19 protein-coding genes are annotated in these 25,344 nt (G+C 54.9%); 11 read left to right on the forward strand and 8 right to left on the reverse strand.

Annotation, left to right across the window (positions count from 1 at the left end):
* Positions 1-82 precede the first annotated feature (82 nt).
* Both speE and speD read left to right on the forward strand, forming a co-directional pair.
* Entirely contained in the window at positions 83-952 is an 870-nt protein-coding gene (gene speE / locus VF709_RS10325) for a polyamine aminopropyltransferase (protein WP_038418693.1), read from the forward strand.
* Complete coding sequence (gene speD, locus VF709_RS10330; protein WP_013095609.1) at positions 953-1,747, forward strand: adenosylmethionine decarboxylase; 795 nt, start codon at positions 953-955, stop codon at positions 1,745-1,747.
* Positions 1,748-1,778: 31 nt separating this feature from the next.
* On the opposite strand, the gene yacL is transcribed toward speD, so the two are convergent.
* Positions 1,779-2,141 carry a protein YacL gene (gene yacL / locus VF709_RS10335; protein WP_013095603.1) on the reverse strand — a complete coding sequence of 121 codons (363 nt, stop codon included), beginning with the start codon at positions 2,139-2,141 and terminating at the stop codon, positions 1,779-1,781.
* A gap of 189 nt (positions 2,142-2,330) precedes the next feature.
* A complete protein-coding gene (gene acnB, locus VF709_RS10340; protein WP_013095602.1) occupies positions 2,331-4,928 on the reverse strand; it encodes a bifunctional aconitate hydratase 2/2-methylisocitrate dehydratase in 2,598 nt (865 codons plus the stop codon).
* Positions 4,929-5,819: 891 nt separating this feature from the next.
* Here acnB and VF709_RS10345 point away from each other — a divergent pair.
* Positions 5,820-7,364: a DUF3300 domain-containing protein gene (locus VF709_RS10345; protein ID WP_149896546.1), complete on the forward strand. Its 1,545-nt coding sequence runs from the start codon at positions 5,820-5,822 to the stop codon at positions 7,362-7,364.
* A 10-nt stretch (positions 7,365-7,374) separates the two neighbouring features.
* A complete protein-coding gene (locus tag VF709_RS10350; RefSeq protein WP_058683670.1) occupies positions 7,375-8,166 on the forward strand; it encodes a DUF2950 family protein in 792 nt (263 codons plus the stop codon).
* Positions 8,167-8,218: 52 nt separating this feature from the next.
* On the opposite strand, the gene lpdA is transcribed toward VF709_RS10350, so the two are convergent.
* The 4 genes from lpdA to pdhR all read right to left on the reverse strand — a co-directional run bounded on the left by lpdA (position 8,219) and on the right by pdhR (position 15,299).
* On the reverse strand, positions 8,219-9,643 hold the full coding sequence (lpdA, locus tag VF709_RS10355; RefSeq protein ID WP_014830669.1) for a dihydrolipoyl dehydrogenase: 1,425 nt from the start codon (positions 9,641-9,643) through the stop codon (positions 8,219-8,221).
* Positions 9,644-9,840: 197 nt separating this feature from the next.
* Complete coding sequence (aceF, locus tag VF709_RS10360) at positions 9,841-11,733, reverse strand: pyruvate dehydrogenase complex dihydrolipoyllysine-residue acetyltransferase (protein WP_023620930.1); 1,893 nt, start codon at positions 11,731-11,733, stop codon at positions 9,841-9,843.
* Positions 11,734-11,747: 14 nt separating this feature from the next.
* Positions 11,748-14,411 (reverse strand): pyruvate dehydrogenase (acetyl-transferring), homodimeric type, encoded by a 2,664-nt coding sequence (gene aceE, locus VF709_RS10365; RefSeq protein ID WP_013095597.1) that lies wholly within the window; start codon positions 14,409-14,411, stop codon positions 11,748-11,750.
* A 123-nt stretch (positions 14,412-14,534) separates the two neighbouring features.
* Complete coding sequence (gene pdhR / locus VF709_RS10370; RefSeq protein WP_013095596.1) at positions 14,535-15,299, reverse strand: pyruvate dehydrogenase complex transcriptional repressor PdhR; 765 nt, start codon at positions 15,297-15,299, stop codon at positions 14,535-14,537.
* 537 nt (positions 15,300-15,836) lie between these two features.
* Between pdhR and aroP the strand changes: the two genes are divergently transcribed.
* The 3 genes from aroP to VF709_RS10385 all read left to right on the forward strand — a co-directional run bounded on the left by aroP (position 15,837) and on the right by VF709_RS10385 (position 19,729).
* On the forward strand, positions 15,837-17,207 hold the full coding sequence (gene aroP / locus VF709_RS10375; RefSeq protein ID WP_013095594.1) for an aromatic amino acid transporter AroP: 1,371 nt from the start codon (positions 15,837-15,839) through the stop codon (positions 17,205-17,207).
* A 166-nt stretch (positions 17,208-17,373) separates the two neighbouring features.
* A complete protein-coding gene (locus VF709_RS10380; RefSeq protein WP_020688510.1) occupies positions 17,374-18,786 on the forward strand; it encodes a glycoside-pentoside-hexuronide (GPH):cation symporter in 1,413 nt (470 codons plus the stop codon).
* The gene (locus VF709_RS10385) at positions 18,779-19,729 is read left to right on the forward strand and encodes a glycoside hydrolase family 43 protein (RefSeq protein WP_114519186.1); all 951 of its coding nucleotides are present in this window, start codon (positions 18,779-18,781) and stop codon (positions 19,727-19,729) included. The genes VF709_RS10380 and VF709_RS10385 overlap by 8 nt, the downstream gene beginning before the upstream one ends.
* 18 nt (positions 19,730-19,747) lie before the next feature.
* On the opposite strand, the gene ampE is transcribed toward VF709_RS10385, so the two are convergent.
* Both ampE and ampD read right to left on the reverse strand, forming a co-directional pair.
* Positions 19,748-20,602 (reverse strand): beta-lactamase regulator AmpE, encoded by an 855-nt coding sequence (gene ampE, locus VF709_RS10390; protein WP_114519187.1) that lies wholly within the window; start codon positions 20,600-20,602, stop codon positions 19,748-19,750.
* Positions 20,603-20,611: 9 nt separating this feature from the next.
* The gene (ampD, locus tag VF709_RS10395; protein WP_047352025.1) at positions 20,612-21,163 is read right to left on the reverse strand and encodes a 1,6-anhydro-N-acetylmuramyl-L-alanine amidase AmpD; all 552 of its coding nucleotides are present in this window, start codon (positions 21,161-21,163) and stop codon (positions 20,612-20,614) included.
* An 87-nt stretch (positions 21,164-21,250) separates the two neighbouring features.
* Between ampD and nadC the strand changes: the two genes are divergently transcribed.
* From nadC to hofC, 4 genes are all read left to right on the forward strand, one after another.
* Entirely contained in the window at positions 21,251-22,144 is an 894-nt protein-coding gene (gene nadC, locus VF709_RS10400) for a carboxylating nicotinate-nucleotide diphosphorylase (RefSeq protein WP_114519188.1), read from the forward strand.
* A 177-nt stretch (positions 22,145-22,321) separates the two neighbouring features.
* The gene (gene ppdD, locus VF709_RS10405) at positions 22,322-22,759 is read left to right on the forward strand and encodes a prepilin peptidase-dependent pilin (protein ID WP_023620000.1); all 438 of its coding nucleotides are present in this window, start codon (positions 22,322-22,324) and stop codon (positions 22,757-22,759) included.
* A 12-nt stretch (positions 22,760-22,771) separates the two neighbouring features.
* Positions 22,772-24,154, forward strand: a complete 1,383-nt coding sequence (gene gspE, locus VF709_RS10410; RefSeq protein ID WP_440231514.1) for a type II secretion system protein GspE — start codon at positions 22,772-22,774, stop codon at positions 24,152-24,154.
* Positions 24,144-25,328: a protein transport protein HofC gene (gene hofC / locus VF709_RS10415; protein ID WP_114519189.1), complete on the forward strand. Its 1,185-nt coding sequence runs from the start codon at positions 24,144-24,146 to the stop codon at positions 25,326-25,328. The genes gspE and hofC overlap by 11 nt, the downstream gene beginning before the upstream one ends.
* Positions 25,329-25,344: the final 16 nt, after the last annotated feature.

Genomic DNA, 25,344 nt, shown 5'->3' on the forward strand with positions numbered 1-25,344 from the left:
GTGCAACCACGGTTATAGTTAGCTATCATGTTTCGCTCATTTTTCGTGAGTGTAACGGATGTTAACGAAGAGGAGTCCGCGTATGGCCGACCACACGTTGTGGCATGAAACACTGCATGACCAGTTTGGTCAGTACTTTGCCGTTGATAACGTGCTTTATCATGAGAAAACCGATCATCAGGATCTGATCATCTTCGAGAATGCCGCTTTTGGCCGCGTAATGGCGCTGGACGGCGTGGTGCAAACCACCGAGCGAGATGAGTTTATCTATCATGAGATGATGACCCACGTCCCGCTGCTGGCCCATGGCCACGCGAAGCACGTGCTGATTATCGGCGGCGGCGACGGGGCGATGCTGCGCGAAGTCTCCCGCCACCAGTCCATTGAAACCATCACCATGGTAGAGATCGACGCGGGCGTGGTCTCATTCTGTCGTCAGTACCTGCCTAACCATAACGCGGGTAGCTACGACGATCCGCGCTTTAAGCTGGTGATTGACGATGGCGTGAACTTCGTCAACCAGACGACCCAGACGTTTGATGTTATTATCTCCGACTGTACCGACCCTATCGGCCCGGGCGCCTCGCTGTTTACCTCATCGTTCTACGAGGGTTGCAAGCGTTGTCTGAACCCTGGCGGTATCTTCGTGGCGCAAAATGGCGTCTGCTTCCTGCAGCAGGATGAAGCGCTCGACAGCCACCGCAAACTGAGCACCTATTTTGGCGATGTTAGCTTCTATCAGGCTGCCATTCCGACCTACTACGGCGGGATCATGACCTTTGCCTGGGCGACGGATAACGACGTCCTGCGTCATCTCTCCACGGAGATTATCCAGGCGCGCTTCCATCAGGCAAGTCTCCAGTGCCGTTACTACAATCCGGCGGTCCATACCGCAGCCTTCGCCTTGCCGCAGTACCTGCAAGATGCACTGTCCTCCCAGGGGGTGAACTAATTGAAAAAGCTTAAACTGCATGGCTTTAACAACCTGACCAAAAGCCTGAGTTTTTGTATTTACGATATCTGCTATGCCAAAACAGCGGAAGAGCGCGATGGCTACATCGCCTATATCGATGAACTCTACAATGCCAACCGACTGACCGAGATCCTGTCGGAAACCTGTTCTATTATCGGCGCAAATATTCTGAACATCGCCCGCCAGGATTATGAACCTCAGGGCGCTAGCGTGACCATTCTGGTCAGCGAAGAGCCGGTCGATCCTAAGCTTATCGACAAAACCGAACACCCGGGCCCGCTGCCTGAAGTGGTTGTCGCCCACCTCGATAAAAGCCATATCTGCGTGCACACCTACCCGGAGAGCCACCCGGAAGGCGGCCTGTGCACGTTCCGCGCCGATATCGAAGTATCCACCTGCGGCGTGATCTCCCCGCTAAACGCGCTGAACTATTTAATTCATCAGCTGGAATCCGATATCGTCACCATTGATTATCGTGTGCGTGGTTTTACGCGCGATATCAACGGCATGAAGCACTTTATCGATCACGAGATCAACTCCATTCAGAACTTTATGTCCGAGGACATGAAATCGCTGTACGACATGATGGACGTGAACGTGTATCAGGAGAACATCTTCCACACCAAGATGCTGCTTAAGGAGTTTGACCTTAAGCACTACATGTTCCACACAAAGCCAGAAGATTTAAGCGAAGAAGAGCGTAAGGTCATTACCGACCTGCTCTGGAAAGAGATGCGCGAAATCTACTACGGCCGCAATATTCCGGCCGTGTAAGACTCGCACGGAGCAAGGACGCTCCTGTGTGCTATTTCTGTTTCATAAACTCCCGGTACGCCGCCACGACCTGCAGAAAGTCCTCCACGCCGCACAGCGATAGGCTCTCTTCGTCGTAGTAGCTCATCCCCTCTTCCATCTCGTCGCCCGAGAATTCCAGCTGGTTGGCCCGCACCATCACCTCTTCGCCATCCATCCACAGCGTGTATTCATGACCCGCACGTTGCCAGGAACGTTCACTGCCTTTTATCGTATTCGCCGCCTGTTCAACTTCATCAAGAAGCGCTAGATTTTCTTTCACTTCTTCGTTAAACCAGTGTCCAACGGCTTCGTGGCCCATCGACATACGCACTTTCACCACCCCGGTGATGTCGCGCAGAAATTCGTAATCCATAGTGTTTTCCTCTGCAAAGCCATTACGGTAATTATCGCAGCAGAGAGGAAGAAAAAAAGCGTGTGAGGTGGGAGGAATGAAAATAAAAAGGTGAGAGCAAGGCCCTGCGGCCTGATGCCCTCACCCCGGCCCTCTCCCATGGGAGAGGGTGCAAACACTAAAAACCGTCTCGTGGAGACGGTTTTGCTTTTATACCGCCGTCTGGAAGATCACCCCGTCAGCTTTCTCGGTGTACTGAGAGAGCTGGTCGAAGTTCAGATAGCGATAGGTATCCACCGCCGTCTTATCAACCTGAGCAACGAAGGTCTGGTACTCTTCCGGCGTTGGCAGTTTGCCAATCAGCGCCGCAACCGCCGCCAGCTCAGCAGACGCCAGGTAGACGTTCGCACCGGTACCTAAACGGTTCGGGAAGTTACGGGTAGAGGTGGAGACCACCGTCGCACCGTCTGCCACGCGCGCCTGGTTACCCATACACAGGGAACAACCTGGGATTTCGATGCGCGCACCGCTCTTACCAAACACGCTGTAGTAACCCTCTTCAGTCAGCTGCGCCGCATCCATACGGGTTGGTGGCGCAACCCACAGGCGGGTTGGCAGCTGGCCTTTATGAGTATCCAGCAGTTTACCGGCAGCACGGAAGTGACCGATGTTGGTCATACAGGAACCGATGAACACTTCGTCGATCTTATCGCCCTGCACGTCAGACAGCAGACGCGCATCGTCAGGATCGTTCGGCGCACAGAGAATTGGCTCTTTAATGTCTGCCAGATCGATGTCGATCACCGCCGCATATTCTGCGTCAGCATCGGCTTCCAGCAGCTGCGGATCCGCCAGCCATTTCTCCATCCCCTGAATACGACGCTCCAGCGTACGACGGTCGCCGTAGCCTTCCGCAATCATCCACTTCAGCAGGACGATATTAGAGTTCAGATACTCAATGATCGGCTCTTTGTTCAGCTTGATGGTACAACCCGCAGCGGAACGCTCTGCAGACGCATCGGTCAGCTCGAATGCCTGCTCAACTTTGAGATCCGGCAGCCCTTCAATTTCCAGGATGCGGCCAGAGAAGATGTTTTTCTTACCCTTCTTCTCAACGGTCAGCAGGCCCTGTTTGATGGCATACAGCGGGATAGCGTGAACCAGGTCGCGCAGGGTGATACCCGGCTGCATTTTACCTTTGAAGCGCACCAGTACCGATTCCGGCATATCCAGTGGCATCACGCCGGTCGCTGCGGCAAACGCCACCAGACCGGAGCCCGCCGGGAAGGAGATACCAATCGGGAAACGGGTATGGGAGTCACCGCCGGTACCTACAGTATCCGGCAGCAGCATACGGTTCAGCCAGGAGTGGATAACGCCGTCGCCCGGACGCAAGGAGACGCCGCCACGGTTCATGATGAAGTCTGGCAGCGTGTGGTGCGTGGTTACGTCAACCGGCTTCGGATACGCCGCCGTGTGACAGAAGGACTGCATGACCAGATCGGACGAGAAGCCCAGGCACGCCAGGTCTTTCAGCTCGTCACGGGTCATTGGGCCAGTGGTGTCCTGAGAGCCCACAGAGGTCATCTTCGGCTCGCAGTAAGCGCCAGGACGGATACCGGCCACGCCGCACGCGCGGCCAACCATTTTCTGCGCCAGCGAGAAGCCACGATTGCTTTCTGCTACGTCTTTCGCATGACGGAACACGTCTGAGTGCGGCAGACCCAGCGCTTCACGCGCTTTGGTGGTCAGGCCACGACCGATGATCAGCGGGATACGGCCACCGGCACGCACTTCGTCGATCAGCACATCGGTTTTCAGCTCGAAGCTCGCCAGCAGCTCGTTGGTGTCGTGGTTACGGACTTCACCTTTATACGGGTAAACGTCAATCACGTCGCCCATGTTCAGGTTAGAGACATCCACTTCGATTGGCAGTGCGCCAGCATCTTCCATGGTGTTGAAGAAGATTGGGGCAATCTTACCGCCCAGGCACAGGCCGCCACCGCGTTTGTTCGGCACATGCGGAATATCGTCACCCATAAACCACAGGACGGAGTTAGTGGCGGATTTACGGGAAGAACCGGTACCGACAACGTCACCGACGTAAGCCAGCGGGAATCCTTTTTTCTGCAACGCTTCGATCTGTTTGATCGGGCCGACAACGCCTGGCTGATCCGGCTCAATGCCTTCACGGGCGTTTTTCAGCATCGCCAGTGCGTGCAGCGGGATATCCGGGCGAGACCATGCATCCGGTGCCGGAGAGAGGTCATCGGTGTTGGTTTCACCGGTGACTTTGAATACGGTAACGGTAATTTTTTCAGCCAGCGCAGGACGGTTCAGGAACCATTCGGCATCGGCCCAGGACTGCATCACCTGCTTCGCATAGACGTTGCCTGCTTTGGCTTTTTCTTCCACATCGTAGAAGTTATCGAACATCAGCAGCGTTGAAGAGAGCGCTTTAGCGGCAATCGGTGCCAGCTTGTCGTTATCCAGCGCGTCAATCAGCGGATGAATGTTATAACCACCCTGCATGGTGCCGAGCAGTTCAATGGCTTTTTCAGGAGTAACCAGTGGGGAGGTGGCTTCGCCTTTGGCGATAGCAGCAAGGAATCCGGCTTTTACGTAGGCAGCTTCATCTACGCCAGGCGGTACGCGGTTGATCAGCAGATCTAACAGGAATTCTTCTTCGCCCTTAGGCGGGTTCTTCAGCAGCTCGACGAGCGCGGCCATTTGGGTTGCATCTAACGGTTTGGGTACAATTCCCTCGGCGGCACGTTCTGCTACGTGCTTACGGTATTCTTCTAGCACGACGGTTCTCCTCGCTCTCATTGTCATATGCGGCGGGCGTTCTCTTCACGCTCCTGTGAGACAGCAGTTTGTAGGGTAAATGCCCGATACCGCGTCGGGCAGCATAGCAGGATTTCTGCACAGTGTTAATCCGTTTACAAAAAAGCAACATTAAAAAATTTGCTGAATCGTTAAGCATGGTGTAGAGGGCTGACGGGTGGAATTTTGGCAACAAAAAAACCGCCTGAAAGCGGTTTATTTGTTGCCTTGCGGTGGTAGCACACCGGGTTGGCAGATTTGCGGCAACACCAACGTGAAATATTGTGCATCACTCCCTGTGGGCTTGCAAGCTGCTATCACGATTTTGCGTAGCGCCTTCCCATTTCGTATGAAAGCCCATGTAATTGCATTTTTTGCCTTTTTCAGATCCATTGAATTGACTATTCTTCTCCGCGGCCTGCTCCGCTGGTGTAGCAACCAGTCACCGGGCCCGGGAGCAGTTCCTTCATCTACGCGGCAACATCAACTTGCCAGGTTCTGCCTTTCCCGGTGAAGAATGAACCCGCGTAGCCTGTACAGGAACGCACGCAATGGAGATGCGAATCACTGCGCTGATCGTTGCGCTCGGTTTACTGCTTACGGCACTGCACGGTGGCTGGAACATATCCGACATCACAGTGCTGTTTGTTGTCAACCTCGGCAACTAGCTGCTGGCCGCTCGCAAGAGCGGCCTTCTGAAATCCCAGCGGCTTTTCAGCTATCACATATAATTGTGTAATAAATACTCACACTCTTTATCCGGACGTACCGGCAGTTCCCCAACAAAAGTCAAAACAGTAAAAGGCGAGTGAATAATACTCACGCCAACCGTAACGCCTCACGGCACAGCGCCTGTCTCGTTGGAGTCATTTTATGAAGTTGCCCTTTAAACCACATCTGCTTGTTCTTCTGTGCAGTGCCGGGCTGTTTGCCGCCTCAGGCGTCATGTTTGTCAAAAGTCGGGCGACAGAGCCTGTCGTCCCCGCTCCCGTCGCACAGCAACCGGTAACCCCCGCAGCAGCGCAACCCGCCCCTGTCGTCGCCCCAGCCTATACGGCCGCGCAAATCGATCAGTGGGTTGCTCCCATCGCGCTCTATCCGGATGCCCTGCTGTCCCAAATTTTAATGGCCTCGACCTACCCGGCCAACGTCATCCAGGCGGCGCAGTGGTCCAAAGACAACCCTAAAATGGAAGGAGACGCCGCTATCCAGGCCGTTGCCAGCCAGCCCTGGGATCCCAGCGTAAAATCGCTGGTCGCGTTTCCTCAACTGATGTCGCTGATGGGTGAAAACCCGCCGTGGGTACAAAATCTGGGGGATGCGTTTCTCGCGCAACCGAAGGATGTCATGGATTCCGTCCAACGCCTGCGCGCGCTGGCTCAAAAGACCGGCGCCTTACAATCGACGCCTCAGCAGACGGTCACCACCGTGACGAAACCTGCCCCGGCCAAATCGGCCACCAGCGAAACGACGACCTCCACCACGCTTGCCCCGACGGTGATCAAAATTGAATCCGCGGATCCGCAGGTCGTTTACGTCCCCACCTATAACCCCAATACCGTTTACGGTACCTGGCCAAACACGGCTTACCCGCCAACCTATCTTCCTCCTTCTCCGGGAGAGCAGTTTACGGACAGTCTGGTCAAAGGCTTAGGCTTCAGCCTGGGTGTGGCGACAACCTACGCCATCTTCAGCAACATCGACTGGGATGATGACGACGACTGGGACCACCATCATGACGATGACTGGAATCATGGCGGCTATAACCGCAACGGTGATAACAATATCAATATCAACGTTGAGAACTTCAACAAAATCAGTGGTCAACGCCTGACGGATGCCAACCGCACCTGGCAGCATAACCCGGCGTATCGGGAAGGTGTGCCCTACCCCACCAGCCAGCTCAATAACCGCTTCCATTCCACTAACACGGTAACGGGGCTCAGTTCTACGCAGCAAAAACCGGTTAACCGCGACAGCCAGCGTCAGGCGGCTCTGAGCCAGATGGAGAAATCGACGGGTAAAACCTTCCCGCAAACCGCGCGTCCGGGAACCAAAGATGCACAGCGCCAGGCTTCAGGCGAACAGCTGAAGCAGATATCCCAGCGCAACAACTACCGTGGCTACGACACCAGACCGCAAACGGCAAAGCGAACCACCTCGCAGCAGCGTGATAATCGCCATGCCGTAACCCAGCGGCAGGAGAAACGGATCGCGCAGCCTGCTCAGCAACGCCATATCCCGCAGCGAACCAGCCAGCCTCGCGCAAATGCCTTGAGCGGCAACGACAGCCGCTCTGCCAACTGGCAAGCCCAGCAGCAACGGGGGGCGCAAAGCAGACAATTGGCTGCCCGTCATCAGCAGCCGCGTCAGGCCCCTGCCGGACGTGCTGAACACCGTGAATTCCGTCATCGTTAAGGGAGCCAACATGAAAAAGAATCTTGTCTGTGGAATGGTGTTGTTCATGATGTCCGCCGCTGCGATGGCACAGCAATCCTTCAGCACGCCCGCTCAGGCGACCGATGCGCTGGCGCATGCCATCAGTGAGCAGAATGAAACGGCGATGAACAATCTGCTTGGAGAGAACTGGCGCGATTTTCTGCCGCCTGAAGGGGTCGATCCTGATGCCGTCGATCGTTTCCTGCGCGACTGGAAGGTGCGGCACAACACGGTTATCGATGGTAATACGGCGCATCTGGTCGTCGGAAATAACGACTGGCAGTTGCCCATCCCGGTTGTCAAAACCGCTGCCGGATGGCAATTCGATATCAAGGAGGGCGCCGAGGAGATCCTGACCCGCGAGATCGGGCGTAACGAGCTTGCCGCCATCGAAGCATTACATGCCTATGTGGATGCCCAGCAGAGCTATTTCGCCATGAATCAAAAATACGCGCAGAAAATTGTCAGCTCTGAAGGGAAAAAAGATGGTCTCTACTGGCCCGTTTCGCCGGGTGAAGCCCCCAGCCCGCTGGGACCGGCCTTCAGCCCCAAAGAGCCCGGTGCAGGCTATCACGGCTATCGGTTCCGTATCCTGCCTGATGAAAAAGGCTTTGCGATGGTGGCGTGGCCCGTCAGCTATGGCCAGACAGGCGTCATGAGCTTTGTGATAAACCAGGATGACAAAGTGTACCAGGCCGATCTCGGCAATGACTCTGAGCAGAAAGCCCAGGCGTTAACCGCCTATAGCCCGGATAAAACCTGGCAGCCTGTGGCTCCCTGAATCCAGCACATAAAAAAAGCGGCCACAGGCCGCTTTTTTTGTCTGAAGAAACTTATTTCTTCTTCGCTTTCGCGTTTGGCAGGTCGGTGATGCTACCTTCAAACACTTCTGCCGCCAGGCCCACGGACTCGTGCAGAGTTGGGTGAGCGTGGATGGTCAGCGCGATGTCTTCCGCGTCGCAACCCATTTCGATCGCCAGACCGATTTCACCCAGCAGCTCGCCGCCGTTGGTACCGACAATCGCACCACCGATAACGCGGTGAGTCTCTTTGTCGAAGATCAGTTTGGTCATACCGTCTGCGCAGTCGGAAGCGATAGCACGGCCAGAAGCAGCCCACGGGAAGGTGGCGGTTTCGTAGCTGATGCCTTTCTCTTTCGCTTCTTTCTCGGTCAGACCTACCCATGCCACTTCTGGCTCGGTGTACGCGATAGATGGGATCACTTTCGGATCGAAGTAGTGTTTCATGCCGGCGATAACTTCAGCGGCAACGTGACCTTCGTGAACACCTTTGTGCGCCAGCATTGGCTGACCGACGATATCGCCGATAGCAAAGATGTGCGGCACGTTAGTGCGCAGCTGTTTGTCAACGCGGATGAAGCCACGGTCGTCCACTTCCACGCCAGCTTTGCCCGCGTCGAGGTTCTTACCGTTCGGCACACGGCCGATCGCCACCAGCACGGCGTCGTAACGCTGTGGTTCGGATGGCGCTTTTTTACCTTCCATGGAAACGTAAATACCGTCTTCTTTCGCTTCAACGGCAGTCACTTTGGTTTCCAGCATCAGGTTGAATTTCTTGCTGATACGCTTGGTGAAGACTTTAACGATGTCTTTATCCGCAGCCGGGATAACCTGGTCGAACATTTCAACCACGTCAATGTCTGAACCCAGCGCATGGTACACGGTACCCATTTCCAGACCGATGATACCGCCGCCCATAACCAGCAGACGTTTTGGAACGGTTTTCAGTTCCAGGGCATCGGTGGAATCCCACACGCGTGGATCTTCATGTGGAATGAATGGCAGTTCGATTGGACGAGAGCCCGCCGCGATGATCGCATTGTCGAAGTTGATTACGGTTTTGCCGTTTTCGCCTTCCACTTCAAGGGTGTTCGCGCCGGTGAATTTACCCAGACCGTTAACCACTTTCACTTTACGGCCTTTCGCCATGCCAGCCAGACCACCGGTCAGCTGAGTGATAACTTTCTCTTTCCAGGTACGGATTTTATCGATATCGGTTTTCGGCTCGCCGAAGACGATACCGTGTTCAGCCAGCGCTTTGGCTTCTTCGATAACTTTCGCTACGTGCAGCAGCGCTTTAGAAGGGATACAACCTACGTTCAGACAAACACCACCAAGGGTGTTGTAACGTTCTACGATGACGGTTTCCAGACCTAAATCAGCGCAACGGAAGGCTGCAGAGTAACCTGCGGGACCTGCCCCAAGTACCACGACCTGAGTTTTGATTTCAGTACTCATCATGACCTCTTATTGATTTCCGGCGGTCCAGGTACTTGTCGCCCTTCATCCACCGGGACGTTCTATCCGCTCGCAGTTTACAAAATTGTTAACAATTTTGAAACAACAAACGGCTCACGAATTGTCGCTTTCGCCAATAACCTCACAAACCACATGAGATTAACAGAAAAAAGCCGGCCGACTGGCCGGCTTTTCACTTACATCACCAGGCGGCGAATGTCGCTCAGCATGTTGTTGATGATGGTGATGAAACGCGCACCATCAGCACCGTCGATCACGCGGTGGTCGAAGGACAGAGAGATTGGCATCATCAGACGCGGCACGAACTCTTTGCCATTCCACACCGGCTCCATCGCGGACTTGGACACACCGAGGATAGCCACTTCCGGCGCGTTAACAATCGGTGCGAAGTGGGTAGTACCCAGGCCGCCGATGCTGGAGATAGTGAAGCAACCGCCCTGCATTTCGCCGGCAGTCAGCTTACCATCACGCGCTTTTTTGGAGATGGTGGTCAGTTCACGGGACAGCTCAGTGATGCTCTTCTTATTCACGTCCTTGAAGACCGGAACAACCAGACCATTTGGCGTATCAACCGCAACACCGATGTTGATGTATTTCTTCAGCGTCAGCTTCTGGCCATCTTCGGACAGGGAGCTGTTGAAGCGTGGCATCTGCTCCAGGGCAGCGGCAACGGCTTTCATGATGAAGACCACTGGGGTGAATTTCACGTCCAGTTTACGCTTCTCAGCTTCGGCGTTCTGCTGTTTACGGAACGCTTCCAGATCGGTGATATCGGTTTTGTCGAAGTGCGTAACGTGCGGGATCATGACCCAGTTACGGCTCAGGTTAGCACCAGAGATTTTCTGGATGCGGCCCAGTTCCACTTCTTCAATTTCACCGAACTTGCTGAAGTCCACTTTCGGCCATGGCAGCATGCCCGGGATACCGCCGCCTGCGGCTGCAGCTGGTGCAGCTTCAGCGCGTTTCACCGCGTCTTTCACATAAGCCTGAACGTCTTCGCGCAGGATACGACCTTTACGGCCAGTCCCTTTCACTTTCGCCAGGTTCACGCCGAATTCGCGCGCCAGGCGACGAATCAGCGGGGTCGCGTGGACGTAAGCGTCGTTTTCAGCGAACTCAGATTTGCTTTCCGCTTTTGCAGCAGGTGCCGCTGGTTTAGCAGCCTGAGCCGGTGCAGCAGCCGGTGCTGGAGCAGCCGCGGCAGCCGGAGCGGCAGCAGGCGCAGCGCCTTCCACTTCGAAGACCATGATCAGAGAGCCGGTAGAGACTTTGTCGCCGGTGCTGATTTTGATCTCTTTAACGGTACCCGCGAACGGCGCAGGCACTTCCATAGAGGCTTTGTCGCCTTCAACGGTGATCAGTGACTGTTCAGCGGCAACTTTGTCGCCCACTTTCACCATCACTTCGGTCACTTCGACTTCGTCACCGCCGATGTCAGGAACGTTAACGTCTTTCACGCCGCCTGCTGCTGGTGCAGCCGCTGGAGCCGGAGCAGCAGCCTGAGCTGGCGCAGCGGCAGGTGCAGCACCCGCCACTTCGAAGATCATGATCAGAGAGCCGGTAGACACTTTGTCACCGGTGTTGATCTTGATCTCTTTAACGGTGCCCGCGAACGGCGCCGGCACTTCCATAGACGCTTTATCGCCTTCTACGGTGATCAGAGACTGCTCAGCTGCAACGGTATCGCCCACTTTCACCAGGATTTCAGTGACTTCAACTTCGTCACCGCCGATGTCAGGCACGTTAACTTCTTTCGCTGCCGCGGCAGCTGCTGGAGCAGCGGCGGCCGGAGCTTCTTTCTTCTCTTCCTGCGCAGGTGCAGCAGCTGCTGCACCGTCGGCGGAATCGAAAATCATGATCAGTTTGCCAGTCTCGGTTTTATCGCCAACAGAGACTTTGATCTCTTTAACGATGCCAGCCTGAGGAGACGGGACTTCCATAGAGGCTTTGTCGCCTTCTACGGTGATCAGCGACTGTTCAGCTTCAACTTTGTCGCCTACTTTGACCAGGATCTCGGTGATTTCAACTTCATCAGCCCCGATGTCCGGTACATTGATTTCGATAGCCATTATTCTTTTACCTCTTACGCCAGACGCGGGTTAACTTTTTCTGCATCGATGTTGAATTTGGTAATTGCGTCCGCAACCACTTTCTTATCGATTTCGCCACGTTTAGCCAGTTCGCCCAGTGCTGCTACAACCACGTAAGAAGCATCAACTTCGAAGTGGTGACGCAGGTTTTCGCGGCTGTCAGAACGACCGAAGCCGTCAGTACCCAGTACGCGATAATCATCAGCTGGAACGTAAGTACGAACCTGCTCAGCGAACAGTTTCATATAGTCAGTAGACGCCACCGCTGGCGCGTCGTTCATCACCTGAGCGATGTACGGAACGCGTGGGGTTTCCATTGGGTGCAGCATGTTCCAGCGCTCACAATCCTGGCCATCACGCGCCAGTTCAGTGAAGGAGGTCACGCTGTACACGTCGGAACCCACACCGTAGTCTTTCGCCAGGATCTGCGCTGCTTCACGAACGTGACGCAGAATAGAACCGGAGCCCAGCAGCTGAACTTTACCTTTGCTACCTTCAATGGTTTCGAGTTTGTAGATACCTTTACGGATACCTTCCTCGGCACCTGCTGGCATTGCCGGCATGTGGTAGTTTTCGTTCAGGGTGGTGATGTAGTAGTAAATGTTCTCTTGCGCTTCGCCGTACATGCGCTGCAGACCGTCATGCATGATGACTGCCACTTCGTACGCGTAAGACGGGTCGTAAGAGATACAGTTAGGGATAGTCAGAGACTGAATGTGGCTGTGGCCATCTTCGTGCTGCAGACCTTCACCGTTCAGGGTCGTACGACCGGAAGTACCACCAATCAGGAAGCCGCGAGCCTGCTGGTCGCCTGCCTGCCAGCACAGGTCACCGATACGCTGGAACCCGAACATGGAGTAGTAAATGTAGAACGGGATCATCGGCAGGTTGTTGGTGCTGTAGGAGGTCGCAGCAGCCAGCCAGGATGCGCCTGCGCCCAGCTCGTTGATACCTTCCTGCAGGATCTGACCTTTCTCGTCTTCTTTGTAGTATGCAACCTGCTCACGGTCCTGCGGGGTGTACTGCTGGCCGTTCGGGCTGTAGATACCGATCTGACGGAACAGACCTTCCATACCGAAAGTACGCGCTTCGTCAGCGATGATTGGCACCAGACGATCTTTGATCGACTTGTTCTTCAGCATCACGTTCAGGGCACGAACGAAAGCGATAGTGGTGGAGATCTCTTTGTTCTGCTCTTCCAGCAGCTGAGAGAAGTCTTCCAGCGCTGGCAGTTCCAGTTTCTCGGTGAAGTTAGGCTGACGAGCTGGCAGATAGCCTTTCAGCGCCTGACGACGTTCGTGCAGGTACTTATACTCTTCAGAACCTTCCGGGAAGGTGATGTAAGACAGGTTTTCTACCTGCTCATCGGTCACTGGCACGTTGAAACGGTCGCGGATATAGCGCACGCCGTCCATGTTCATTTTCTTAACCTGGTGAGCGATGTTTTTACCTTCTGCGGTATCACCCATGCCGTAACCTTTGATGGTGTGGGCCAGGATTACAGTCGCTTTACCTTTGGTTTCGCGCGCTTTTTTCAGTGCAGCGTAGATTTTCTTCGGATCGTGACCACCACGGTTCAGCGCCCAGATCTGCTCGTCAGTCCAGTCTGCAACCAGTGCGGCGGTTTCAGGATATTTGCCGAAGAAGTGCTCACGAACGTAGGCACCGTCTTTGGATTTGAAGGTCTGGTAGTCACCGTCAACGGTTTCGTTCATCAGCTGGATCAGTTTACCGCTGGTGTCTTTACGCAGCAGTTCGTCCCAACGGGAACCCCACATTACTTTGATAACGTTCCAGCCAGCACCTGCGAAGATGCCTTCCAGTTCGTTGATGATCTTACCGTTACCGGTTACCGGACCATCCAGACGCTGCAGGTTACAGTTGATGATGAAGCACAGGTTGTCCAGCTTCTCACGGGTAGCGATGGTGATCGCACCTTTAGATTCTGGCTCATCCATCTCACCGTCGCCCAGGAAGGCGTAAACGGTTTGCTCAGAGGTATCTTTCAGACCACGGTGTTCCAGGTACTTCAGGAATTTCGCCTGATAGATTGCACCAATTGGGCCCAGACCCATGGATACGGTCGGGAACTGCCAGAATTCAGGCATCAGTTTAGGGTGCGGGTAAGAAGACAGGCCTTTACCGTGAACTTCCTGACGGAAGTTGTTCATCTGCTCTTCAGTCAGACGACCTTCCAGGAATGCACGTGCATAGATGCCCGGAGAGATGTGGCCCTGGAAGTACACCAGGTCACCGCCGTCTTTCTCGTTAGCAGCACGGAAGAAGTGGTTGAAGCACACTTCGTAAACGGTCGCAGAGGACTGGAAGGACGCCATGTGGCCACCCAGCTCCAGATCTTTCTTGGACGCACGCAGAACGGTCATGATGGCGTTCCAGCGGATGGCAGAACGGATACGGCGTTCCAGATCCAGATTGCCCGGGTATTCCGGTTCGTCTTCAACGGCAATCGTGTTTACGTAGTTGCTAGCCCCTGCACCTGAAGCAACCTTCACGCCGCCTTTGCGGGCTTCAGAAAGCAGCTGATCAATCAGATACTGAGCGCGCTCAACACCTTCTTCACGGATGACCGATTCGATCGCCTGTAGCCAGTCGCGAGTTTCGATCGGATCCACGTCATTTTGGAGACGTTCTGACATGGGGGTATTCCTTATCTATCTAATACGTTGATTTGTCTGGAACCTGTCCCATTGTATTTTCGTCAGAAAACACAATAAGACAGGTTCTGCGTTTAGTTGCCGCGCTCTAAAAGTACCTGGCGCTTAATCCTTTCGTTGCTGTATGCGGCGTAATGAACGTTCGCGACGCGATTGTTCTCGGCTGCGGTCCAGCAAGATTTCCTCAATGAAAGCCAGATGTCGGTGCGACGCTTCGCGCGCCTGCTCCGGTTCCCCGGCCATTATCGCCTCGAATACTCGGGTGCGATGGTTGCTTACCAGCGGGAGCATGTCCCGACGGGCATACAACAATTCAAAATTTTGACGAACGTTCTGGGCCAGCATCGGCTCCATGCAGCGTAGCAGATGGAGGAGCACAACGTTGTGTGCCGCTTCGGTGACGGCAATCTGATACTGGACGACGGCATTGGACTCGGCGTCTAAGTCGCCGGACTGCTGTGCCCGTTCAATGGCCTGATGCAGTTCGCGGATACGCACGCGATCTTCATCAGTGCTGCGAAGGGCGGCGTAATAGGCCGCGATACCTTCAAGCGCGTGACGGGTCTCAAGCAGATCAAACTGGGATTCTGGGTGGTCAGAGAGAAGTTCTACCAGCGGATCGCTGAAGCTCTGCCACAGGCTGTTTTGAACAAAGGTTCCGCCGCCCTGGCGACGAAGCAGCAAGCCCTTTGCTTCGAGGCGTTGAATCGCCTCACGCAGAGAGGGGCGGGATACGTCGAACTGTTTAGCCAGCTCGCGTTCTGGCGGAAGTTTCTCACCCGGGCGCAGTGTCCCCTCGAGGATTAAAAACTCCAGCTGCTGCTCAATCACATCGGATAGTTTTGGTTGGCGAATTTTGCTGTAGGCCATATTCCCTGTCTTACGCCTTTTTGCCCGGAGTCAATTGGTCTTACCAATTTCAAGTTCGTATCGCTAAAGTAACAAAGTATTCACCTTCTGTCCATATTGGTTTTGATTGAAATCAGTAAACCCTGCACATTTTAACAACCTTACAGAAATAACGTTTCAGAAATGTAACTTTGCACAAATGAGCTGATTACTACCAAAGAGGGAGTTTTAACCATAATGAAACGAGGGTTTTTGCAATCTGAAGCGATTCAACAACGCAAAAAATGAAAATTCGCCCACTTTTAAGGCATTTCTATTCTATAGGTTGGGGTAGTAAGAATTAACGGTGCGATTTACAAATGCTTTCTTTTTATTCAACTCGTCATCAGCCCTTCATAAAGCAGGTGCATTCACAGGCGCTTACCACTATTCTTGCGCTTACGGAAGACATCTCCGCTTTTTTCGGTCTTATTAACCGTAAAGAAATAAATACAGAAAACGGATATTCATAATTACACACGCACAGCGTGAACATAACAACCACACACGAGGTTTCAAATGGAAGCTCAACAGCACGGCGATCAGCTAAAGCGCGGCCTTAAAAACCGCCATATACAGCTCATCGCATTGGGTGGTGCTATCGGCACAGGTCTGTTTCTGGGAAGCGCATCCGTCATCCAGTCCGCCGGTCCAGGCATTATTTTGGGTTACGCTATCGCAGGTTTTATTGCGTTTCTGATCATGCGCCAGTTAGGTGAAATGGTCGTTGAAGAGCCGGTTGCAGGCTCGTTCAGTCACTTTGCCTACAAATACTGGGGCAGTTTTGCCGGTTTCGCTTCCGGCTGGAACTACTGGGTGCTTTACGTTCTGGTGGCCATGGCAGAACTGACCGCCGTGGGGAAATACATTCAGTTCTGGTATCCCGAGATCCCAACCTGGGTTTCTGCGGCAGCGTTCTTCGTCATTATCAACGCCATCAACCTGACCAACGTAAAAGTGTTCGGTGAGATGGAGTTCTGGTTTGCCATCATCAAAGTCATTGCCGTGGTGGCGATGATTATCTTTGGCGGCTGGCTGCTGTTCAGCGGCAACGGTGGCCCACAGGCCACGGTGCGTAACCTCTGGGAGCAAGGTGGATTCCTGCCTCACGGGATGACCGGTCTGGTGATGATGATGGCCATTATTATGTTTTCCTTCGGGGGGCTGGAGCTGGTGGGGATCACCGCCGCTGAAGCCGACAACCCGGAGCAAAGCATCCCGAAAGCGACGAATCAGGTTATCTACCGAATTCTGATCTTCTATGTGGGTTCACTGGCCGTTCTGCTCTCGCTGCTGCCGTGGACACGCGTCACGGCCGACACCAGCCCGTTCGTCCTTATCTTCCACGAACTGGGCGATACCTTCGTGGCGAATGCGCTCAATATCGTCGTGCTGACGGCGGCGCTTTCCGTTTACAACAGCTGCGTGTACTGCAACAGCCGCATGCTGTTCGGCCTTGCGCAGCAGGGTAACGCACCAAAAGCCCTGCTGAACGTCGATAAGCGCGGCGTGCCGGTCAATACCATCATTGTTTCGGCTATCGTGACGGCGCTTTGCGTGCTGATTAACTACATGGCCCCCGAATCGGCGTTTGGCCTGCTGATGGCCCTGGTGGTCTCGGCTCTGGTGATTAACTGGGCGATGATCAGCCTGGCGCACATCAAGTTCCGCCGCGCTAAACAGCAGCAGGGCGTAACCACCCGCTTCCCTGCCCTGCTCTATCCGCTGGGTAACTGGGTTTGCCTGCTGTTTATGGCGGGCGTGCTGGTGATTATGCTACTCACCCCAGGCATGGCGATTTCCGTTTACCTGATCCCGGTCTGGATTGCGATCCTCGGCGTGGGGTATCTGGTAAAACAGAAAAACGGTAAAACCGTAAAAGCACATTAATAGCCCCTCAGCTCAGCACTCGTTTCGCGGGTGCTGAGCGTTTGTTACCTTCCTCACAAATTCACCTCGTCAGCCGCTTTATCCATATCACCGCCCTGATACTGCAACGCATATATCGATTAGCCAGCAAATAATTCTCTCCATACCGTCACCCGGAGAGCAGTCAATGGATAACAATAAACTGTCAGTAAAAGAGAAGATCGGCTATGGGATGGGCGATGCAGGATGCAACATCATCTTCGGCGCCATCATGTTGTTTGTTAATTATTTTTATACCGATATTTTTGGGCTGGCACCTGCGCTGGTCGGCGTGTTGCTGCTGTCTGTGCGCGTCATTGATGCCGTTACGGACCCGATCATGGGGGCCATCGCGGACCGTACCCGCAGTAAATATGGGCGGTTTCGTCCATGGCTTTTGTGGATTGCGTTCCCCTATGCGCTATTCAGTATCCTGATGTTCACCACGCCAGACTGGAGCTATAACAGCAAAGTTATCTATGCCTTTGTGACCTACTTCCTGCTCTCGTTAACCTATACGGCCATCAACATTCCCTACTGCTCGTTGGGCGGCGTGATCACCAATGACCCAAAAGAGCGCGTGGCCTGCCAGTCCTATCGCTTTGTGATGGTGGGTATTGCCACGCTTTTACTGTCGCTCACGCTCCTGCCGATGGCCGACTGGTTTGGTGGCGATAACAAAGCCAAAGGCTACCAGATGGCGATGACCGTGCTGGCGCTGATTGGTACCTGTATGTTCCTGTTCTGCTTCGCCACCGTGCGCGAGCGCGTACGTCCGGCGGTGCAGACCCATGATGAGCTGAAAAACGATCTGAAGGACGTGTGGAAAAACGACCAGTGGGTACGCATTCTGCTACTGACCCTCTGCAACGTCTGCCCGGGCTTTATCCGCATGGCGGCCACCATGTATTACGTCACCTGGGTAATGGGCCAGAGCACTCACTTTGCCACCCTGTTTATCAGCCTGGGCGTGGTGGGGATGATGCTCGGCAGTATGCTGGCGAAAGTGCTGACCGACCGCTGGTGTAAACTGAAAGTGTTCTTCTGGACCAACATCGTGCTGGCGCTTTTCTCCTGCGCGTTCTATTTCTTCGACCCGAAAGCGACCGTCACCATCGTGGTGCTCTACTTCCTGCTTAACATTCTTCACCAGATCCCATCTCCGCTGCACTGGTCGCTAATGGCCGATGTGGACGACTATGGCGAGTGGAAAACCGGTAAACGCATCACCGGGATCAGCTTCTCGGGCAATATCTTCTTCCTCAAGCTGGGGCTGGCGATTGCTGGCGCGATGGTGGGCTTCCTGCTCTCATGGTATGGCTACGACGCCGGTGCGAAAGCGCAAAGCGCAGAGGCCATTAACGGGATCGTTCTGCTGTTTACCGTGATCCCGGGTGTGGGGTATTTGATCACTGCGGGCGTAGTACGACTGCTGAAAGTGGATCGGGAAACCATGAAACAGATCCAGCTCGACCTGGAGAAACGCCGCACCAACTACAGCGAACTGAACGCCTGGCAGGAAACGAGAGCCGAAACAAAAGAAGGAACGCCGCATGCATAACTGGCCTAACCCGTTTATAGAACAACGCGCTGACCCGTACATTCTGCGTCATGAAGGGCAATATTATTTTATCGCCTCCGTGCCGCAATACGACAGGCTGGCGATCCGCCGGGCAGCGTCGCTGGAAGGTTTGCGCAGTGCCGACGAGGTGGTCGTATGGCGCAAACCGGAGACCGGCCCAATGAGCCAGCTTATCTGGGCACCGGAACTGCATCATATCGACGGTAAGTGGTACATCTATTTTGCCGCCGCGCACACCCAGGCGCTGGATGGTCTGGGCATGTTCCAGCACCGCATGTTTGTGCTGGAGTGTGCCGACCGCGATCCGCTAATCGGCACGTGGACTGAAAAAGGCCAGGTAAAAACGCCATTCGACACCTTTGCGCTGGACGCGACCACGTTCGTGCATCAGGGGAAACGCTGGTATCTGTGGGCGCAAAAAGCCCCGGATATCTCCGGCAACTCCAATCTCTATTTATGTGAAATGGAGAACCCGTGGACGCTGAAAGGCGAGCCGGTGATGCTCAGTAAACCGGAATATGACTGGGAGTGCCGCGGCTTCTGGGTCAACGAAGGCCCGGCGGTGCTGTTCCACGGCGACAAGTTGTTTATCAGCTATTCCGCCAGCGCGACCGACGAGAACTACTGCATGGGGCTGCTATGGACAGAGATCAATGCCGATCCGCAAAATCCTGCCAACTGGCACAAGGCCTCGCGCCCGGTCTTCGTCACCAGCTACGAAAACCGCCAGTATGGGCCAGGCCATAACAGCTTTACACAAACGCCGGAAGGAGAAGATGTGCTGGTGTATCACGCGCGAAATTACACCGAAATTGAAGGCGATCCGCTTTATGACCCCAATCGTCATACCCGCCTGAAGCTCGTCCGTTGGCACGAAAACGGGATGCCTGATTTTGGCATCCCGCCTGCCGATACGCCGTAACCGCTACGGCACGCGGGTTCAGACCAGCGTGCCGTAAATGGTTAGCAACGCTACGATAACGACCACCACAAACGACGTTTTCTTCGCCATCGAGACCGCCGCTTTCGGCGTTTCTATCTTGTCGGTATGCGGCTCACGCGCCAGAGAGAACTGCGCCAGGCGTGTCAGCAACTGGTACTGCGAGGTATGACGGTCGCCAAGCGACGCGAACCACGCCGGGAGCGCTTTTTCGCCGTGGCCAATAAGCGCGTAGACCACACCCACCAGACGAACCGGAAGCCAGTCGAGCACGTGCAGGATCGCATCAATGCCGGAGAGCAAACGTTCATGCGGGGTGAGATAGCGGGCAAGCCAGGTCTGCCAGGCGCGCAGGAACGCATATCCCATCAGCAGTACCGGTCCCCACGGGCCACCCACCACAAACCAGAACAGCGGCGCCAGGTAGTAGCGGAAGTTAATCCACAGCAGCGCGTTTTGCAGTTCACGCAGGAACTCGCGTTCATCGCAATCCGGCGGCACGCCGTGGATCATCGTCAGCTCGGTGGCCATGGCGCTACGTGCATGCGCATCATCACGGGAAGCGGCTTTCAGATAAGCGTGATAGTGCATACGCACCTTGCCTGCGCCAATACACAGCACGCCGAGCAGGATCCACACCACCAGTAGCGGCACGTTGAAAAAGAGGCCGTATAACGAGCGCAGCAGCAAGAACGTAATCACCATCACGCCCGCGGTCATCAGCAGCGTACGCAGCATGGAAAAATGGTTAATCCGGCGGAAAAGCACCTCCAGCCGGTGATCCAGATGCCAGTGCTCACCGAGTTTGAACAAGCGTTCTGCGATGATGACCAGCAGCATGGTAAACAACGTCATGTTATCTCCTTATTCTGACGACGCGGTAAGCATGGCGCGAAACCGGGGCCAGTCAAATGCAGGGCCAGGATCGGTTTTTCGCGCCGGGGCGATATCACAGTGTCCCGTCATGTTCTCTGCAATCGCAGGGTAAAGCCTGATGAGCGTTTGGGTGATATCCACCAACCGCTGGTACTGTGCATCGGTATAAGGGGTGGTGTCCGTGCCTTCCAGTTCAATCCCAATAGAGAAGTCATTGCAACGCTCGCGCCCCTGATACATCGAGACACCCGCATGCCAGGCGCGCTTATCAAAAGGAACATACTGAACCACTTCGCCATCGCGACGGATCAGGCAGTGCGCCGATACGCGCAGATGCGCAATCTCAGCAAAGAAAGGATGGGCATCGGGATCTATCGTTCCCGTGAATAACGCATCGATCCACGGGCCGCCAAACTCACCCGGCGGGAGACTAATATTATGAACCACCAGCAGTGTGGGCTTTTCATCCTCCGGGCGGCCATCGTGGTGCGGTGAGGGTACACGCCGCGCATCCACCAGCCATCCGTCTTCTAACAACATGCTGGAACTCCTTATGTATGGTGCTGTTACTCGGTTCAGAGTAGCATGTTTCAATATTATGATTCGTTACCAATTTGGAGTTTTATCATGCCGCCTCGCCGCTACAACCCCGACCACCGACGTGAAGCGCTTCTGGAACGTATTAATATGGATATTCCGGCAAGCGTTGCCCATGCTTTGAAAGAAGATCTGGGCGGTGACGTCAGCGCGGACAACGATATTACCGCACAATTATTGCCGAAAGAGACACGCTCACACGCCGTGATCATCACCCGTGAAGATGGCGTGTTTTGCGGCAAGCGCTGGGTTGAAGAGATCTTTACTCAACTGGCTGGCGATGAGGTGCAAATCACCTGGCATGTTGAAGACGGTGACGCCATTACCGCAAACCAGCCGCTGTTTGAGCTTGAAGGCCCGTCCCGCGTGCTGCTGACCGGTGAACGTACCGCGCTTAACTTTGTGCAGACCCTGTCAGGGGTGGCAAGTGAAGTGCGTCGTTACGTTGACCTGCTGGCCGGTACCCATACGCAACTGCTGGACACCCGTAAAACGCTGCCAGGTCTGCGCACGGCATTAAAGTACGCGGTGCTTTGTGGCGGGGGAGCCAACCACCGTCTGGGGTTGTCCGACGCCTTCCTGATTAAAGAGAACCACATTATTGCCTCTGGCTCCGTGCGTCAGGCGGTGGAGAAAGCCTTCTGGCTGCACCCGGATGTGCCGGTTGAAGTGGAAGTTGAAAACCTCGAAGAGCTGGAGCAGGCCATCAAGGCCGGTGCCGATATCATCATGCTCGATAACTTTGAAACAGCACAGATGCGCGAGGCGGTGAAGCTCACCAACGGCCAGGCACAGCTCGAAGTTTCAGGGAACGTCACCTTCGAAACGATCCGTGAATTCGCCGAAACCGGCGTGGACTACATTTCTGTCGGGGCGCTGACCAAGCACGTTCGCGCCCTCGATCTCTCCATGCGCTTCAAATAACCGTCGTCTCCCCTCCCTGCCTGGAGAGGGGAAATTTCAGCCCTCCTCGCAATCTCTCTGTTCTTCTCTGCAAGTAAGTACAAATTCCCTGAACGCCGCTTCACGTTCCATTTTTTGCCCCTCGTCTGCTTTTTTCCCCGCTGTCAGAGTAGCGCCACTTAACCCTGAGGAGCAGATATGAACAGACAACAAGGCTTCACGCTCATTGAGCTGATGGTGGTAATCGGCATTATTGCCATCCTGAGCGCCATTGGTATTCCCGCCTACCAGAACTACCTGCGAAAAGCGGCCCTGACCGACATGCTGCAAACGTTCGTGCCCTATCGCACGGCGATTGAACTTTGTGCCCTGGAACATGGCGGCGTGACGAGCTGCGACGGCGGCAGTAACGGTATCCCTTCTCCAACGACAACACGCTATGTCTCGGGAATGAGCGTGACGCAGGGCGTCGTGTCGTTAACCGGGCAGGAGAGCCTTAACGGACTTGAGGTGGTGGTGACGCCGCAATGGAGTAGTGGCAACGGTATGACGGGCTGGAAACGTAGCTGCAATATCAGCAATGACGGTGCGCTCAAAGAGGCCTGCGAAGATGTTTTCCGTTTCGACAGTAACTGACAGGAGCGGACAATGAATTCAGATCAACTCGTCACCCTGTGCCAGCGCCACCATGCTTTGCTGCTGACCAGCGACGCCGACATGATTAGCATCGCCGTCGTGGGAAATCCCGCCGCTGAAATGATGGAAGCGCTACGTTTCGCCACGCAAAAACGTATTGATATTGAATGCTGGACAGCGGAGCGCATGGAAAAACACCGGCAGTTAACCGCGCAATCACACCTCCCGGTTGTTTTAACGCCGCACAACACGGTGGATATTCTCAACCACACCCTGCAGCAGGCGATCAACCAGCGCGCATCTGACATTCATATCGAACCGATGGGGGATATCTGTCAGGTCCGCTTGCGTATTGACGGTGTGCTTTGTCCGCTGCCTCCGCTTTCTGCAGCGGTGGCAAATACCCTCACCGCTCGCTTAAAAGTGCTGGGCCAACTGGATATTGCGGAGCGCCGTTTACCGCAGGATGGTCAATTTACGATTGAACTGGCAAGCGAGCCGGTCTCTTTTCGCATCGCCACGCTTCCCTGCAGCGGCGGAGAGAAAATTGTGTTGCGCCTGCTGCATCAGGTTCATCAGGCGCTGGAACCCGAAAAACTGGGAATGAGTGCGAAACAGCTGGCCCGCTTTAACGAGATCCTCCATCAACCGCAAGGGCTGATTTTGGTCACGGGCCCCACTGGCAGCGGAAAAACGGTCACGCTCTATAGCGCATTGCAGGCGCGTAATACCCCTGACGTTAACATCTGCAGCGTGGAAGATCCGATCGAGATCCCGCTTGCGGGGCTGAACCAAACGCAGATTAATCCCCGTGCGGGCTTAACCTTTCAGAGCGTTCTGCGGGCGCTCCTGCGCCAGGATCCGGACATCATTATGGTAGGCGAAATCCGCGATAGTGAAACGGCAGAGATTGCCATTAACGCCGCACAGACCGGGCATCTGGTGCTGTCGACGCTGCACACCAACTCCACGACGGAAACCGTCATTCGCCTGCAGCAGATGGGGGTTGCACGCTGGATGATCTCCTCTGCACTCTCGCTGGTGATTGCCCAGCGGCTGGTGCGTCGTCTGTGTCCTCACTGTCGGCAGGAAGCCAACAGCCGCGCAGAATTACCGCGCACCTTATGGCCCCGGCCGCTTCCTCGCTGGCAACCTGGCGGCTGCGATCGCTGCTATCACGGCTTTTATGGCCGCGTCGCCATTTTTGAAGTCCTCGCCATCGACACCACGCTCCGGCAGGCCATCGCCAGTGGCGCCTCGATAGAGGTCATCGAAGCCAGCGCCCGTCAGGCGGGAATGACATCGTTATTTGAGCAGGGTTGTCTGGCCGTCGAGCAAGGACTCACCACGCTCGAAGAGTTGCTGCGCGTGCTGGGAATGCCCAATGAGTGTTAATCATCTCTGGCGCTGGCGGGCGCTATCCAGTGAAGGCGAATCTCTGTGTGGGGTGCTGTGGGCGCCAGATCGCGAAACGGCCTTCGTCAGGCTGATACGTAAAGAGTTACATCCACTTTCGCTCACCCGAGGCTCGCTGACGCACCGCTGGCGACCCCATCATTGCTATGAGATGTTTCGCCAGCTTGCCACGCTGTTGCAGGCTGGCCTGACGTTATCGCAAAGTCTGCAAATGCTGGCCGATCAGCATCCTGTCAAACACTGGCAGGCGCTGCTGGAAAACATGAATGATGATCTGAGCGAGGGATGCGCCTTTTCAGAGGCGCTGAAGCGATGGCCTGCGGTATTTAGCCCGCTGTATGTCTCGATGGTAAAAACAGGGGAGCTAACGGGGAAGCTGGAAACGTGCTGCCGCCAGCTCGCTCAGCAGCAACAATCCCAGCAGCAACTCACGGCAAAAGTGAAGAAGGCGTTGCGCTATCCGACGATCATCCTGGCGCTGGCCATTCTTGTCGTTCTGGCCATGGTCACTCTGGTCTTGCCGGAGTTCGCGGCCATCTACAAAACGTTTAATACTCCCCTGCCGCTGCTGACACAGATGGTCATGGGTCTGTCGGCGTTTATCCAGACATACGCCATCGCCCTGTTCGTGCTGTTGCTTATTCCCGTGGCCATCGCCTGGGCGCTGCGACGGGATCCGCGCTGGCAACGTATCCTGATGCATATTCCCGTGACGGGAAGGCTGGCAAGAGGGCAAAAACTGGGGCAGATCTTTACCGTACTGTCACTCACCCAGCAGGCGGGCATCCCCTTTTTACAGGGATTACAGAGCGCAGAAGAAACTGTTGATAGCCGGTACTGGCAAGGTATATTGCGCAGCGTTCGTGGGGACATTGAACAAGGCTTTACCGTCTGGTCTTCATTTCAGAAAGCGGCCGTCTTTACCCCGCTGTGCATTCAACTCATACGCACCGGGGAGGTATCTGGGTCACTCGACATTATGCTGGAAAACCTTGCCCGCCATCATACGGAGCAAACCTTTCAACTGGCAGATAATCTGGCCGCGCTTCTGGAGCCAGTGCTGCTGATTGTAACAGGGGTGATTATCGGTACGCTGGTGGTGGCGATGTATCTGCCCATTTTCCATCTCGGGGATGCAATGAGCGCGGGATAACGCTGGCGTACGGACA

It is taken from the genome of Enterobacter sp. Lyrl_3, from assembly GCF_051948675.1.
GTDB lineage: Bacteria > Pseudomonadota > Gammaproteobacteria > Enterobacterales > Enterobacteriaceae > Enterobacter > Enterobacter cloacae.